Source organism: Acinetobacter sp. V89_7 (genome assembly GCF_029967895.1).
Taxonomy (GTDB): Bacteria; Pseudomonadota; Gammaproteobacteria; order Pseudomonadales; family Moraxellaceae; genus Acinetobacter; species Acinetobacter soli.
In genome coordinates, this window is record NZ_JASCAJ010000026.1 from 98,274 (window position 1) to 113,506 (window position 15,233).

Below are 15,233 nucleotides of genomic sequence, written 5' to 3' on the forward strand. Positions count from 1 at the left end.
TGTTAATCACCTGTGCCTTTCGTTTGAATTTGCTTGAGTTCATGCGCCTTGAGCAACTTGGCAACCCAAACCACCAAAACAAGAATTGGAATTCCAATTAAGGTCGTCATTAAGAAAAATTGAGGATAGCCAATGTGCGTTACGATGGTGCCTGAGTACCCACCCAGAAGTTTTGGTGTGAGCGTCATCAGTGAACTAAAGATAGCATATTGTACCGCTGTAAAGGACACACTCGTCAAGCTTGATAAAAATGCAATAAATGCAGCACCAGCTAAACCAGAAGCCAAGTTATCGACCACAATGGCAAAGTATAACCAGAGCGAGCTATATGGCTTGATGACTTTCCCTTTAAGCTCAATATTGCTTTGATCATTCGGATTGACCAATGCAACTGGTTCAACACTGATATCGAGTTCATTTTTAGCCCCTACTCCCTGTGCAACATGATAAGCCAGCGAAGTATTCACTAATGTACGCGATCCATCTGTCACTATGGCCTGAAGCTGTTTCGTGCTGGAGCCAGTTAACATTTTAGTCTGAACAACAGCACTAAAAGCACCCGTTTTATCAAGCTTGGCTGGATATGGCTTGCCATCAAGCTGTAGCACAATTTTTTGTGCGTCTGTTAGTGCTGGCCCAAAATACTGCCCTTTCACCACAATACTGTTTTGTGGCTCGTTTAGTGAGATGATATTTTGTCCCATGACAGGCAATAACATCAAATGCGCCTGATTGATATCACCCACAATATAGGGTTGAACCACCGCAACTTTACTTTGTTGTACGGCATCGGCATAAGCGGTAGATACCTGAAACTGGGTTGTATTTTTTAGTACTTCGGTTGGCACTTCAACTGTCCAGTACCCCACTTCATCGGTATCCGCCAGATATTGCTGACCACCAACATTCACTTGAACCTGCCCAAGCGGGTGCCCCGACTTGACCAATCCAATAAAAATCAAGTTGGTTGAGCTTGCTAATACTGCACCTACAAACATCAATTTCATGATGTTCATACGTTGTGCCAGTAAGCCTCCCAAGAAACCACCCACCAAACTAAAAATAACACCATAAATTTTAACTGCTTCTGCAATCTGTTCTTTAGTGAAATTAAGATCTTGATAAAAAACGTTGGAAATTACGCCCGCGATGATATCGGAAATACGATAAAAACCAATCAGTAACAGAAGGACCAAAGCCAGCTTGGTGCCATAACGCTGAAAAAAATCGAGGACTGGATTAATCCATGTCTCTTTGGCCATCTGCTTGTTGACCACACCTGCACGAACCAGAAGTGTGCCTACAGCCAGTGCTACGGCAGCCGCGGTGATAAAGCGTAGTGCCTCAATTAAAAATAATAAAATGTTGTCTTTAATTGATAGCCAACCCACTAATTGTTCAGCCAAATGACCAGTAAACAAATAGCTCAAAACAAAGCAAATTACAGCAACAAAAAAGACCAGCACCAAACGGAAATAATCGCGGCGCTGATAGCTTTTATAGACACGATCAACCTTTGGTTCTCGAATGATTAAGGTGGTTAGAATCCCCACCAGCATCACAGCTGCCATAGTTAAATATGTATATTTCCAAGCTTCATAGATATAGTTTCCTTTGGCAGTTCCCAAATAGGCAGCTAAAAATAAAGCACCCGCACCCGCCACAATCATCCCGATTCGATAACCTGCGTTATAGGTTGCAGCAAGAACCGTTTGCATCTGGGTTTCAGCCAGTTCAATACGGTAAGCATCAATTACGATATCTTGCGTAGCAGCTGAAAAACCAAGCAACACTGCACCAACCGCCATTTGGATGAGATAACTCTGGCCGAGCGCCGGATCTGAAAAAGCCATAATCGAAATAGCAACAATGATCAGAATTTGCGCAATTAACAGCCATGCGCGGCGTCGACCGAGTGTCTTGGTCAAGACGGGTACTGGAAGTTCATCGATTAGTGGCGCCCACACAAACTTAAATGAATATCCCAAAGCCGCCCAACTAAAAAAAGTGACCGCGCTCTTATCAATTCCAGCCTCGCCTAACCATAACGATAAGCTTGAAAAAATCAGCAGAATGGGAATCCCCGCCGAAAACCCGAGAAACAGCATAATCAGAGCACGGCGGTCAAGAAATGCAGCAAACGCAGCTTTCCATCCTGTAGTTTGTGTAGTCATTCGCTTATTATTTTCCGAAATTTTCATCTAGGCGCCTATTCAATCGCTTTATTGGCACGGTTTCAATATTGTTTATGCAAAGCGCCCTACTTTTGACGATTAAATCAGCATCAACGCTTGATCTTTTAGACTAAACCTGTATACCTTTAAATCTCAACTCTGTTTATTTTTTGGATTTCACCTGTGACCCAAAGACTCGATCAAATGGCTTCAACTCTTTCTTCAACCACAACAACAGCGAATACCTCAAAAACCAATAACGTTCCGTCTGCATTCGAGCAAAATGAGATTCAGAGTACTTTAGAGAAAACGGCACTTAAAGCAGCACAGCTTACTCATATTCCAAAGCTCGAAGATATTCCGTCTTCGACTCGACGCATCAAGCCGCTCAATAACTTTCTAGGGCAAGATCGCGCCAGAGCATCAGTCGAGGCAGGCATTTCGCTGCCTTATTCAGGCTACAATATCTTTGCTGTTGGTACGGCGGGTTTGGGCAAACGCACCATGATCAAGCGTTTGCTGCAACAGCACGCAAAAAGTATGCCTACGCCAGACGACTGGGTGTATGTCAATAACTTTAAAAACGCCAGACAACCACTTGCGCTGCGCTTTCCTGCCGGTACGGGCCCAAAATTCCAAAGCGCATTGCATCACGCTTGGCAAACTATTTTAAAACAGCTAGAGCGTCGTTTTACCGCAGAAACCTACCACAATCGAATTGAACAAATTCGTCAGGAAACTGGTAAAGAGCAGCAAGATGCACTTGTCGAACTCACCAAAGAAGGTGAGGAACTTGATCTAAAACTGATCTCGCGCAATGAAGAGCATTGCTTTGTGCCTGTTCAGTATAAAGACGATCAAGTACATGAAATGACACAAAACGATATCGAGGCATTGTCGAGTAAAGAACGTGCTGAAATTGCCTCCAATATTCGTTATATGGACAAAAAGCTTGAGCGTTTAGGGTTACACCTCGGCTCACTTGAAGATGATGCACGTGATCGTGTGTCGGTGCTGAATCGTGATATCGCCAAACAAGTGGTGATACCGCGTATGGAACAAATCCTGAACAAGCACAAAACAGTTCAAGGCTTGGATGAGTTTTTAAAGCATTACGCCGACGATATTATTCAAAATGTCGAAATGATTTTGGAACAGGAGGAAGATGATTTCTCGCCTGCGTTATTTAATCGCGTTCCATCTCGTTATCAAGCCAACACCATTGTGACCAATAAGCCAAACAGTGGTGCACCGGTTATTTTTGATGATTTCCCAACACATTATAATCTGCTTGGTCACGTTGAGCAGCTCACACAAAATGGCACCATCACCACAGACTTTACCTTGATCCGTCCGGGATGTCTGCATCAGGCGAATGGCGGCTTTTTAATGCTTGAAGCCGAGCAATTACTTGAGCAGCCGTATGCTTGGCAGGGTTTAAAGCGTGCGCTTAAATCTGGACAGCTTAAACTTTCATCACTTGAACATATGCTGACCCTTACAGGCAGTATCTCGATTGAACCTGCCGCCGTACCACTTGATGTAAAAGTGATTTTGATGGCCGAACCTGAAATTTATTATGAAATTTTAGAGGTAGAGCCAGAGCTTGGCAGTGTATTTAAAATACGTGCAGACTTCACCGATACCTTACAGCGTAACGAAGTGAATGAACAAGCGTATATGCAGCTCATTGCAGATTACGTTCAGGCCGACAAACTCTTGCCATTTGATCGCTCTGCGCTGGCAGCCCTACTCACCGATTCAAGCCGTCAAGCCGAAGATCAGAGTTCGCTTTCTTTACATGCCTCAACCTTGGGTGATCTGATCCGTGAGGCGCATCATCATGCCTTCAAAGCGGGTGACAAAATTGTATCGGACAAGCATATCAATCTTGCATTACAACATCGTCAATATCGCTTAGGCTATTTGCGTGAACTATATTGGCAAGACCTCTCGCGCGGAACACAGCTGATTGAAACGCGTGGGCATCGTCTTGGTCAGATCAATGCCTTATCGGTCATTCATTATGCCGATGTCGAATTTGGCTTACCTTCACGCCTGACAGCTTCGGTCTATCAAGGTGGCGGCGATATTCTAGATATTGAACGCAGTGTCGAACTCGGCGGCTCGCTGCATGCTAAAGGCGTGTTACTGATGTCGAGCTTTCTTAAAGCTCATTTTGGTCGCTCTCAGATTTTACACTTCTCTGCGGCCTTGGCATTTGAACAAAGCTATGGTCAGGTCGATGGAGATAGTGCAACTGTTGCAGAGCTTTCAGCACTCATTTCTGCAATTAGTCAGTTGCCAATTGATCAGTCTTGGGCGATTACGGGTTCAATGAATCAGCTCGGTCAGGTACAACCAATTGGCGGCGTTAATGCCAAAATTGAAGGCTTCTACGATGCCTGTAAATTACAAGGTTTGACTGGTAAGCAAGGTGTGATCATTCCACGTCAAAACATGCAGCATTTGATGCTTCGTCAGGATGTGATTGAGGCTGTAAACAACGGGCAGTTCCATGTACATGCGATTGAAACTATAGATCAGGCACTCGAAATTCTGATGGCCCGCCCTGTTGGTGTTTTAGATAAAAAAGGACGCTATAGCAAAGGTTCAATCTATGCAGCCGTCATGGAGCAATTAGAATACTGGCAAGCCATTGAAGATGGTGATGAGGTCGAGGACGAACCGAAAAAGAAACGTAAAAAAAAGAAAAAAACCAAATCTGAAGATAAAAAAGCATCTGAAGATGAACGTAATACCGCTCAAGTTGAAGAAAGTGTTGCGGTCTTCCCGTTTGCCAAACGTAAAGCGCGTCGTAAAAACACTTAAGTAAGACTTTAGATCAATTAAAAAAGGCGGATCATATGATCCGCCTTTTTTATGATTGAGGCATCATTCAATTAAGTAGTTTGCTCATGACGCTTAAACACCAACTCTTGCGCTGTAGAGTTTTCTTTATCGAAGAAATAGCCTTCCGAATCAAATTCTTGAAGCGCTTTCACCTCATTGATTTGATGTTCAATCATAAATCGTGCCATTAAGCCTCTGGCTTTTTTTGCATAAAAACTGATGACTTTAAATTTGCCATTCTTTTCATCTAAAAATACCGGCTTAATGATTTTGGCCTGAATCTTAGATTCTTTTACCGATTTGTAATATTCATCTGAAGCCAGATTCAGCAAAATTTCACTTTCTGCTTCTTTTAAATCTGTATTAATGAGGTCGGTAATTTGACTTCCCCAGAATTCGTAAAGATTGTGTCCGCGCGAATTGTGCAGTTTGGTTCCCATTTCAAGGCGATACGGCATCATCAAGTCAAGCGGTCGAAGTAGTCCGTATAAACCTGAAAGCATACGTAAGTGCGTTTGGGCAAATGCAATATCTTTTTCTTTAAGATGATACGCATCGAGCCCTGTATAAACATCACCTTTGAAAGCAAAAATCGCCTGTCTGGCATTGGCTAAATTAAACTCAGGAGACCAATCACGAAAGCGTTCTACATTCAAATTGGCTATTTTTTCACTCACACTCATCAAACTGGCGATTTCAGTCGCAGATAAACTACGACAAAAGTCGATAAGCTCTTGTGAATGGTCTAATAGTCTTGGTAATGTATGTTCATCGGTAGGAAGTGTAGATTCGTAATCTAAAGTCTTAGCAGGAGAAATGAGTGCGAGCATATACATCCTTAGGTAAATTGGTTAAATAATAGTTAATCAGACTATATCAGTAGATAAATTTTAACGCCAATCTGTGTTTTTGTTGGCGTTAATCGGTAAAATACCGCATTCTCCTGCTACTAATCGATCGTCCTATGTCCGAACAGATGTTCATTCAGGGTCCTGTGGGTCAAATTGAAGTTTTTGTAGACCGTCCACAGGGTGAAGCGAAAGGATTTGCTGTCGTTTGTCACCCCCATCCGTTGCAAGGCGGAACCCCTCAACACAAAGTTCCAGCACTCTTGGCTCAACTTCTTGTCGAGCAAGGTTGTATTGTTTACCGACCAAGTTTTCGTGGTTCAGGTGAAAGTCATGGTGAGCATGATGAAGGTCATGGCGAAACAGATGATATTCTGACTGTCATTGATCATGCACGAAAAGCCCATATCACACTTCCGTTTTATGCAGGTGGATTTAGCTTTGGCGCACATGTAATGGCCAAAAGTTATGCCGCCCTACCGGATGAGTTAAAACCAAAACAAACCATTTTATGTGGATTGCCAACTGCAACTGTGGCAGGCGTACGTCATTATGTGACTCCACCTCTCAAAGGTGACATTCTCTTTATTCATGGCGAGCAAGATGAAGTCACTTTGCTTTCTGATATGATTGAATGGGCCAAACCGCAGCGCCACTTAATCACAGTGTTACCAGGCGCCAACCACTTCTTTACGGGTTATCTAAAACAATTACGAATCGCTATTTCGCGCTTCTTATTTGTTCAATAAAAATTATTTTACAGTTTGATCTAAATTGTAAGTATCTAAAGATGCTCATTTTGTAATGAGCATCTTTTTTATTTTAATGTGCTTTTGGAACCTGCTCTAACGCGGTGACCAATAATTTCCAGCATTTCTCTACAGTATCTACTTTCACTCGCTCGCCGGGTGCATGCGCCCCTTTAATATCTGGACCAAATGACACCATTTGCAAGTGCGGATAATGCTGAGCAATAATGCCGCACTCAAGTCCAGCATGAATCACCTTTAGTTCAGGCTCGATATTAAAGGCAGTTTGATAAGCATCTTGTAAACATTTCAAAGCTGCCGAATCCGGATTAGGCGCCCAACCAGACACCAATTCAGCGCGTGTGGCTGCTAAATCATACTTTGCAAAGTGCTCTACGATCTGGTGAGAAAAATGCTCTGCCGATTCATTTCGCATGGATCGAACCATTATCACCGCTTGAAAACCCTGTGCTTGGTCGATATGCACCACACCGATATTATTTGATGTTTCAACCACATCACTGAGCACTTCGCTCCAAGTGACCACGCCATAAGGACAACCCGACAATGCGGCCAGCACGTGATTTTGTTGCTGAGTCTCCAGTACATCATGATGTGTATCTTGAATTAAACGTAAATCTATATTGAATTGATCGTCTATCCCCTTGAGTGCTTGCAACCACTGTGCCTCGTATTCATCTAGACGTTGCTCAAGCAAATCAATATTTTTTTTAGGTACAATAATTTTGGTACTGGCCTCACGCGGTAAGGCATTTCGGGCAGTACCTCCATGAAATTCAATTAAATAACCTTCAAGTTCAGCCAAATGCTGGTGCAAAAACCGCGATAAAATCACGTTCGCGTTGCCACGGCCCAAGTGAATGTCAATGCCTGAGTGACCTCCTCTCAAACCAGTCACACAGATCTCTACCGATTCCAAATCCATCTGAGGTGCCGCGACGTATTCAAGTGCTTGTGATACCTCAACATCCTGACTACCTGCACAGCCCAAATACAACTCTCCCCACTCTTCGGTATCGATATTAAATAGCCATTGACCTGTCAGGACACCTTCTTCTAATAACCGTGCACCACTCATGCCAGCTTCTTCATCCACCGTCAACAGCACTTCTATGGGGCCGTGTGAAATATCGGTAGACTCTAAAACTGCTAATGCCAGTGCAACACCAATACCGTTGTCTGCGCCAAGTGTGGTCTCGGGTGTCACAAGCCAGTCCTGCTCAAGTACCGGACGAAGCGGATCGCGCATAAAGTTATGATTACTGCCTCGGTTGGCTTGCGTCACCATATCCAGATGGCCCTGCAAAATAACGCCAACGTTATCTTCATTGCCAGGTGCGGCAGGTTTTCGAATAATTAAATTCCCGATACGGTCGATATAAACCGTCAAACCCTGCTGCTTGGCCCAATTTGCAAGGTGCTCACGTAATACATGTTCTTGTTTTGATGGTCGGGGAATTTGGCATAACGTCTGAAAATGCTTCCAGACAATTTGAGGTGAAAGCTGTGAAAGGTCGACGTGCTGCATGGGTGTGTACTCGAAAAAATTGCAAGAACATTCCTAGACTATACACAACCTTAGCAAAATAAACTGGCTTTTTTGTAGTTTAGTTTTTCCACTCAAAACAGCTAAAATAGTGGTCACTTTTAAGGCTGTTTTCAATCGCATGTGCCAACTGGCGCACTACACTTTGCATTTCAATTTTTTCAAACCAGTCCTGCTGTTCATTTCGATCAGCCGAGATTTCACACATCATTTGTCCTGTGGCATCGCTGGATTGGCAAATGACTGACAATGGTAGACGCTGATTGATAATTCGCACAGCAACATTATGATCTGCATGATCGATTTGCTGAGCATCAAATCCATAGTCACCTAACTGTTTAAATAACAAGGCTGCCACATACTCTTGCGTCATCAATGCCTCTCGATCTGCCATCGATTGGTTATGGGGATGATGAGACATAAATTGTAGTTTTTTCATCACATATCCTATGCGTTATTTTAAGGCGAAATATCTTGTGTCCTGCTTTAGAATAGCCAAAAAATAAACAGCAGCCAAGCATCGCCTGACTGCTGTTTTCATTTTATGTTACCGATTATATCGGATTACTTAGCCAATATTATTGACTGACAGTAATACTCAAGCCAGCACGATTGGCCAGTTCTGTAAATGTCGGGAAGCTGGTTGCTACAGTTTCAGTTCCAATAATTTCAATTGGACCCCCAGTTCGCAGGCCGGCAATACTAAAACTCATTGCAATACGATGGTCGTGATGTGATTCTACTTGACCACCGTTAAAAATAGCTGACCAATCGCCTGATTTCCCCTTACCTTCAATAATGATGCCATCTGCTGTTGGTGTGCAGTCAATTCCCATAATTTTCAAACCATCTGCCATGACCTGAATACGATCGGATTCTTTCACACGTAATTCAGCCGCTCCAGTCAATACGGTCTGACCTTCAGCACAGGCCGCAGCAATAAACAAAGCTGGAAACTCATCAATCGCCAGTGGCACTTGGTCTTCTGGAATATGGATTCCTTTTAGAGTACGCGAGCCTTTAATATGAATATCGGCAATCGGCTCACCACCTGCAATGCGTTCATTTAGAACGGCAATATCGGCACCCATTTGTTTGAGAATTTCAATTACGCCTGTACGCGTTGGGTTGATACCTACAGCTTCAAGCACGACGTCGGAATTTTCACAAATTGCAGCACCCACCATAAAGAAAGCGGCTGATGAAATATCAGAAGGCACTTGAATGTTGGTACCGACCAGCTTACCACCGCCTTGCAGACTGATTTTGTTTCCTTCGGTTTTTACATCATAACCAAAAGCACGCAACATACGCTCGGTGTGGTCGCGTGTTGGTTCTGGCTCGGTTACAGATGTTTCACCTTGTGCCCAAAGACCCGCCAGTAAAATACCTGATTTTACTTGTGCAGAAGCCATTGGCAGATCATAGGCAATCCCTTGAAGTGCTTGGTTACCTGTAATGCTTACAGGTGGTGTGCCTTTTTCTCCAGTAGTCTGAATGTGCGCACCCATTGCACGTAACGGCTTGGCAATACGTTCCATAGGACGCTTCGATAACGACGCATCTCCAGTCATGACCGAATCAAATTTTTGTGCAGAAAGCATGCCAGAAAGTAAACGCATGCTGGTGCCTGAATTGCCCATATACAATGCACCTGCAGGTGCTTTAAGGCCCTGCATTCCCACACCATGAATGGTCACTTCACCATTTTTTGGCCCTTCAATACTTACGCCCATATCACGAAAGGCCTGTAACGTAGCCAAGGCATCTTCGCCTTCTAAAAAGCCAGTCACATGGGTTGTGCCCTCTGCAATCGCACCAAACATAATGGAGCGATGTGACACGGATTTGTCACCAGGAATGGTAAAAGTACCCGTAAATGATTTAGGTCCTGGCGAAATGGTAAATTGCTGTGTCACCTTGTTTTTCTCCATCAACGGTTTTTTTGCTAACATATGATTAAAGTGTTGTCTGGCAGCTTGAGCATGTCCAAGCAGTCCCATCAATGCATGTGAATCTTCAGTTTCGATCAGTACTTTAATTTTACTGAGCTGTTGTTCAAAACCTTCCACAGCATTTAAAATTGCGGTTTTATTGGCAAAGAAGATGTCGTGCCACATTTGAGGATCGCTGGCCGCAATTCTGGAAAAATCACGAAACCCGCCGGCAGCATAACGAAAAATATCAAGATTATCTTCACGATTGGCCAGTTGCTCAACCAGATTAAATGCCATTAAATGTGGCAAATGACTGGTATGCGCCAAGACTTCATCATGCTTTTGCACATCCATGCAAATCACTTCAGCTTTGGCGGCAGACCACAGTTGAATCAGTTTATCCACTGCCCAAGCAGCACTGGTTTCTACAGGGGTTAAAATCACTTTATGGTTGGCAAACAAATCCACCTTGCCTGCATGCACACCGGTATGTTCGCTTCCAGCAATTGGATGGCCGGGTACAAATCCGGCAGGAAGTGCCTCACCAAAAACCGCTTTGGCCGCCTCGACGACATTACCTTTGGTGCTGCCAACATCGGTTAAAATTACATCGGGATGCAAGTAAGGCTGAATTTGTGCCAGCACGGCATGTGTTGCTCGCACAGGAAGCGCCAAAACAACCAGATCGGCATCTTGGACAGCTTCGACTGGATTGCTATACCCTTGTTGAATCAAACCCAAGGCTTGAGCATCGGCCAAAGTTTTTGCTGAACGGGTTGATGCAACCACACACGTTGCAAGTTGCTCTGACTGAATCACACGTGCCAGACTAGACCCTATCAGTCCAAGACCAATAAAGGCGACTTTTTTAAATAATGGTTGGGCCATACCGCTTAACTTTCATCTCGTAAAAACAGATCAACACTGATCTATAAAGTGTTCAATATGAAGCAGACCATCCTCATCTATCTGCTTCACTTACGTTTATAACACAGCCGCAGGATATGAACCTAATATACGAAGCTCTTTTACCAAGGGACGAATTTCATCCAGTGCTTTGGCGACGTTTTCTTGATCGATATGACCTTCTAAATCGATAAAAAATACATACGCCCACTTTTCAGGCAATGCCGGTCGGGTTTCAATACTGGTCAGGCTAATCTGATGTTTTGCAAACGGTGCCAAGATTTCAAGTAAGGCACCTGCCCGGTCATGTGCCGAAATAAGTAATGAAGTTTTATCGTTTCCACTTTGTGGAATTTTTTCCCGACCAATCACCAAAAAGCGCGTGGTATTTTCTGGGTTGTCTTCAATGTTACGATGAAAAATTTCAAGATCATACATCGACGCTGCAATATCCGATGCAATTGCAGCCGAATGCCATTCATTACGAATACGACGCGCAGCTTCAGCATTAGAGTTCAGTGCCACACGCTCCACACCCGGATAATGCGCATCGAGCCATTGGCGGCACTGCGCTAGGGTTTGTTGATGTGCATAGATCTGTTTAATGCTGTCTTTGCGGGTGTTTTTCGATACTAGAAATTGATGATGGATTCGAAGTTCCACTTCACCAATTACATTGAGTTGAGACGTTTTAAAGCAGTCTAGAGTATGGTTAACCACGCCTTCAGAGGAGTTTTCAACAGGGACGACACCATAATGCGCACTGCCTGCTTCAACTTCACGAAACACTTCATCAATGGTAGGCAATGGACGCACTACCGCATCGTTACCAAAATGCTTCAGGGCTGCCGCTTGTGTAAAGGTACCTTCTGGCCCTAAAAACGCAATACTTTGGGGTGCTTCTAATGCCAAACACGCCGACATGATTTCGCGAAATAGACGTGCCATCGTGACATCGGAAAGTGGGCCTTCGTTGCGCTCCATGACTTTACGCAAAACCTGTGCTTCTCGTTCTGGTCGATAAAACAAGGGATTTTCTTCAGAGGCAAACTTGGCTTTGGCAACCGCCTCAGCGAGTTTGGCACGACGGTTAATCAGCGACTGAATCTGCTGATCGACACTGTCGATCTGCTGGCGAATTTCTTGTAAGTCGAGAGAAGATGAAGGATTCTGATCATCATGGACCATTGCAATGCAGCTCCTGCAAATTGTTTTGCGACAGTATAGCAAGAGTTGATTGGAATTGTTCTATCTCTAAGCATTTGAGCATGAATAAAAGTTTAGTTTTTTGAGCCAAATTACAGTGTTTTTATGATTTAATGAGAACGGCATAAATTACAAACAATTTCATTTATAACATGAACATTTTAAAGCTGCCTCGATTATTTAAAACACAACATTTAACGCTCCTTATGGGGCTTATGCTCGGTGCAACATCAGTAACATGGTCAGCCACAAATAATCAGAACAAAAACACAATGGATACCATCAGTGAGCAACAGCTTAAAGGCTCATCACAACAGTTTATTTTAACCTCGCAATATACGCCGCATCACTATTTAATCAATCTGTACATCCCTCAAGCACCCGCCCCCAAAGCGGGTTATCCGGTGCTGTACTTACTTGATGGCAATGCTACATTTGAAAGTGCTCGCGCAATTGCTCAAGCGATGGCAGGCGGCAGCAACAAGTTTGGAACAGATCCACTGGTCATTGTTGCAATTGGATATGCAGGCGATGCTTTGTTTTCCGGTCAAAATCGCGCACTTGATTACACGTCAACGGTTGCGACAAATGATAAACCCAATAAGCAATACAGTTATGGTGGAGATACTCAGTTTTTAAAGTTTATCGACAATGAGCTCAAGCCACAGATTTTTAATCGTGTTCGCATCAATCGCGATCAGCAAACCTTATTTGGTCACTCATTTGGTGGATTATTTACTTTAAATACCTTCTTTAAACGTCCTGATTCCTTTCAACGTTACTTTGCTGCCAGTCCGTCACTTTGGTACAACAATCATATATTGCTACAAGAGCAAGATCTGTGGCGAAAACAGAGCAATCAAATAAAAAAACCAATCTATCTGATGACCACGGTCGGCACCTCAGAAAGTAGTAGCGATATGCAGCGCTCGATCAGTAAAAATGCAGCCCGCGACTTCTTTTCAGGTTTTAGCCGGGTCAATACCAACAAGTTGCATTCGTGGCACTTTTACCACCCGAGCGAACAGCATATTGGGAATTTGTATGCCAGTTTGCCAAAAGCAATTTTATTGGCCAGTTGCAATAATTTAAATAACTGCCAAAAACTTTTCGACGAGCAATAATTTGCATCAAAAACTTGCTTACCTTTAGCAACTTTATTGGCTATTTTTTACACGATTTGACGTTTTATCAACAAAACACGTCATTCAATCTTCATGTGTTATGACTACTCTAAAAAGCGGGTTAAATGATGAGTCACATGGAGCATTTTATGTCAAAAAAAGTGGCTGTTTTATTGACGCATGACTTTTCAGATACAGAATACGTCGAGTCGATTCATGCTTACCGCGCTGCCGGACACAGTATTTTGAATATTGAAAATTGTGAGGGAAATATCGTCTACGGTTTAAAGCGTAAAACGTCGGTCACGATCGATTGTAGTATTCAGCAAAGCTGCGTACACGACTTCGATGCCTTGTTTATTGCAGGCGGTATATCACCCACACAACTCAGTTTAGACACACAATTTATTGAATTTGTCCAAAAGTTTGCCAATGCACAAAAACCAATTTTTAGTAGTTGTGATGACCCTTCACTGCTGATACATGCGAACATCGTACGCGGTAGACGCCTCACCGCAATTGATCAAGTTAGCTCTCAACTGGTAGAGGCAGGTGCAGTTTATCTAGATCAAGATGTGGTGAATGACAACAATCTATACGTCAGTTCACACTCGCCTGAAGTACTTCCTTTATTTTTAAATGAAACATTAAAAGTATTACGCTTGTAAAACCGACTGGAATCTTGGTAGCAAGATTCCAGTCAATGTTGGTCTTATACTTTTCCTAAAATTCCGCGTGCTACAATTTCTTTCATAATTTCATTGGTTCCACCATAAATACGTTGGATACGCGCATCCACAAAGAAACGTGAAATTGGATACTCGGCCATATAGCCATATCCGCCAAAGAGCTGGAGCAAATTATCGGCAACTTTCATTTGCATATCTGTACTAAAGCTTTTTAATGCGGCTGCTGTCTCTACATCGAGCTGCCCCTGTTGATACAAACTGACATTACGCTCATAAAATGCTGCGGTCGCTAACTCGTCAATTTTGGCTTGCGCCATCACGAAACGAGTATTTTGAAAATTTGCAATGGGTTGACCAAATGCCTGACGCTCCTTGATATATGCCGTTGTAATATCAATTGCACCGCGGATTGCTCCGAGTGCGGTAGCCGCAATAGAGGTTCGCTCACGTGGTAGCTCTTGCATCAAGTAGTTAAATCCTTGACCGGCTTGTCCTAGCAATTGATCTTTGGGTATTTGGACGTTATCGAAAAACAACTCCGAAGTATCTTGTGAATGCAAACCGATTTTTTCCAGATTCGTCCCTTTTTTGAAGCCTTCGAGATGCGTATCTGCCAACAGCAGCGATACACCTTTAGCACGCGCCTGAGGATCAGTTTTTACTGCTAAAACCACAAGATCGGCATGTTGACCATTTGAAATAAATGTTTTGGATCCATTTAATACATAATGTTCGCCATCTAAAATTGCTGTCGTGCGCATGGCTTGTACATCCGAACCTGCTCCCGGTTCGGTCATACCGATTGCACCTACCACTTCGCCAGTTGCCATTTTGGGTAACCAGTACTGTTTTTGTGCTTCGCTACCAATATTTAAAATATACGGTGCAGCAATTTCAGAGTGACACGAGATTGCTGTAGACAGTGCACCATAGCCCGCTCTGGCAGATTCTTCAACCAACATCAGTGAGTAATGCGTGGGAACACCATAGCCACCATATTCTTCAGGCAAATCTACACATAAAAAACCATTTTCGCCCAGACTATTCCAAACCGATCTAGGCATGATTCCTTCACGCTCCCATTGATCATAATGTGGCGCGATATGTTCTTTCATATAGCGTTTGAAATTGTCACGGAATAATTCTAATTCGGCATCATATGGCAACATCACTTATCCTC

11 protein-coding genes are annotated in these 15,233 nt (G+C 43.4%); 4 read left to right on the top strand and 7 right to left on the bottom strand.

Translation table 11 applies throughout. The features are described from left to right. Positions 1–2 precede the first annotated feature (2 nt). Positions 3–2,201, bottom strand: coding sequence for an MFS transporter (locus QLG00_RS08275; RefSeq protein ID WP_151808982.1), 2,199 nt, complete (start codon positions 2,199–2,201; stop codon positions 3–5). Positions 2,202–2,357: 156 nt separating this feature from the next. On the opposite strand from QLG00_RS08275, the gene QLG00_RS08280 reads away from it, so the two are divergent. Continuing rightward, positions 2,358–5,006 (top strand): ATP-binding protein, encoded by a 2,649-nt coding sequence (locus QLG00_RS08280; RefSeq protein ID WP_048763937.1) that lies wholly within the window; start codon positions 2,358–2,360, stop codon positions 5,004–5,006. 71 nt (positions 5,007–5,077) lie between these two features. On the opposite strand, the gene yaaA is transcribed toward QLG00_RS08280, so the two are convergent. Next, on the bottom strand, positions 5,078–5,857 hold the full coding sequence (gene yaaA / locus QLG00_RS08285) for a peroxide stress protein YaaA (protein ID WP_151796840.1): 780 nt from the start codon (positions 5,855–5,857) through the stop codon (positions 5,078–5,080). A 134-nt stretch (positions 5,858–5,991) separates the two neighbouring features. Between yaaA and QLG00_RS08290 the strand changes: the two genes are divergently transcribed. Continuing rightward, a complete protein-coding gene (locus QLG00_RS08290; RefSeq protein ID WP_004938386.1) occupies positions 5,992–6,624 on the top strand; it encodes an alpha/beta hydrolase in 633 nt (210 codons plus the stop codon). A gap of 73 nt (positions 6,625–6,697) precedes the next feature. Here the strand turns inward: QLG00_RS08290 and pepD are convergent, their stop codons facing one another. The 4 genes from pepD to pheA all read right to left on the bottom strand — a co-directional run bounded on the left by pepD (position 6,698) and on the right by pheA (position 12,222). Beyond that, complete coding sequence (pepD, locus tag QLG00_RS08295; RefSeq protein WP_282470788.1) at positions 6,698–8,173, bottom strand: beta-Ala-His dipeptidase; 1,476 nt, start codon at positions 8,171–8,173, stop codon at positions 6,698–6,700. Positions 8,174–8,252: 79 nt separating this feature from the next. Then, positions 8,253–8,630: a hypothetical protein gene (locus QLG00_RS08300; protein WP_004947848.1), complete on the bottom strand. Its 378-nt coding sequence runs from the start codon at positions 8,628–8,630 to the stop codon at positions 8,253–8,255. A gap of 139 nt (positions 8,631–8,769) precedes the next feature. After that, complete coding sequence (locus QLG00_RS08305; RefSeq protein ID WP_282470789.1) at positions 8,770–11,016, bottom strand: bifunctional prephenate dehydrogenase/3-phosphoshikimate 1-carboxyvinyltransferase; 2,247 nt, start codon at positions 11,014–11,016, stop codon at positions 8,770–8,772. Between the two features lie 96 nt (positions 11,017–11,112). Continuing rightward, complete coding sequence (gene pheA / locus QLG00_RS08310; protein WP_025094753.1) at positions 11,113–12,222, bottom strand: prephenate dehydratase; 1,110 nt, start codon at positions 12,220–12,222, stop codon at positions 11,113–11,115. 290 nt (positions 12,223–12,512) lie between these two features. Between pheA and QLG00_RS08315 the strand changes: the two genes are divergently transcribed. Together QLG00_RS08315 and QLG00_RS08320 are read left to right on the top strand one after the other, a co-directional pair. Continuing rightward, positions 12,513–13,364: an alpha/beta hydrolase-fold protein gene (locus QLG00_RS08315; protein WP_282470790.1), complete on the top strand. Its 852-nt coding sequence runs from the start codon at positions 12,513–12,515 to the stop codon at positions 13,362–13,364. 149 nt (positions 13,365–13,513) lie between these two features. Continuing rightward, a complete protein-coding gene (locus tag QLG00_RS08320; protein ID WP_151815604.1) occupies positions 13,514–14,032 on the top strand; it encodes a DJ-1/PfpI family protein in 519 nt (172 codons plus the stop codon). Positions 14,033–14,076: 44 nt separating this feature from the next. On the opposite strand, the gene QLG00_RS08325 is transcribed toward QLG00_RS08320, so the two are convergent. Continuing rightward, positions 14,077–15,222, bottom strand: coding sequence for an acyl-CoA dehydrogenase family protein (locus tag QLG00_RS08325; RefSeq protein WP_151791321.1), 1,146 nt, complete (start codon positions 15,220–15,222; stop codon positions 14,077–14,079). Between the last annotated feature and the right edge of the window lie 11 nt (positions 15,223–15,233).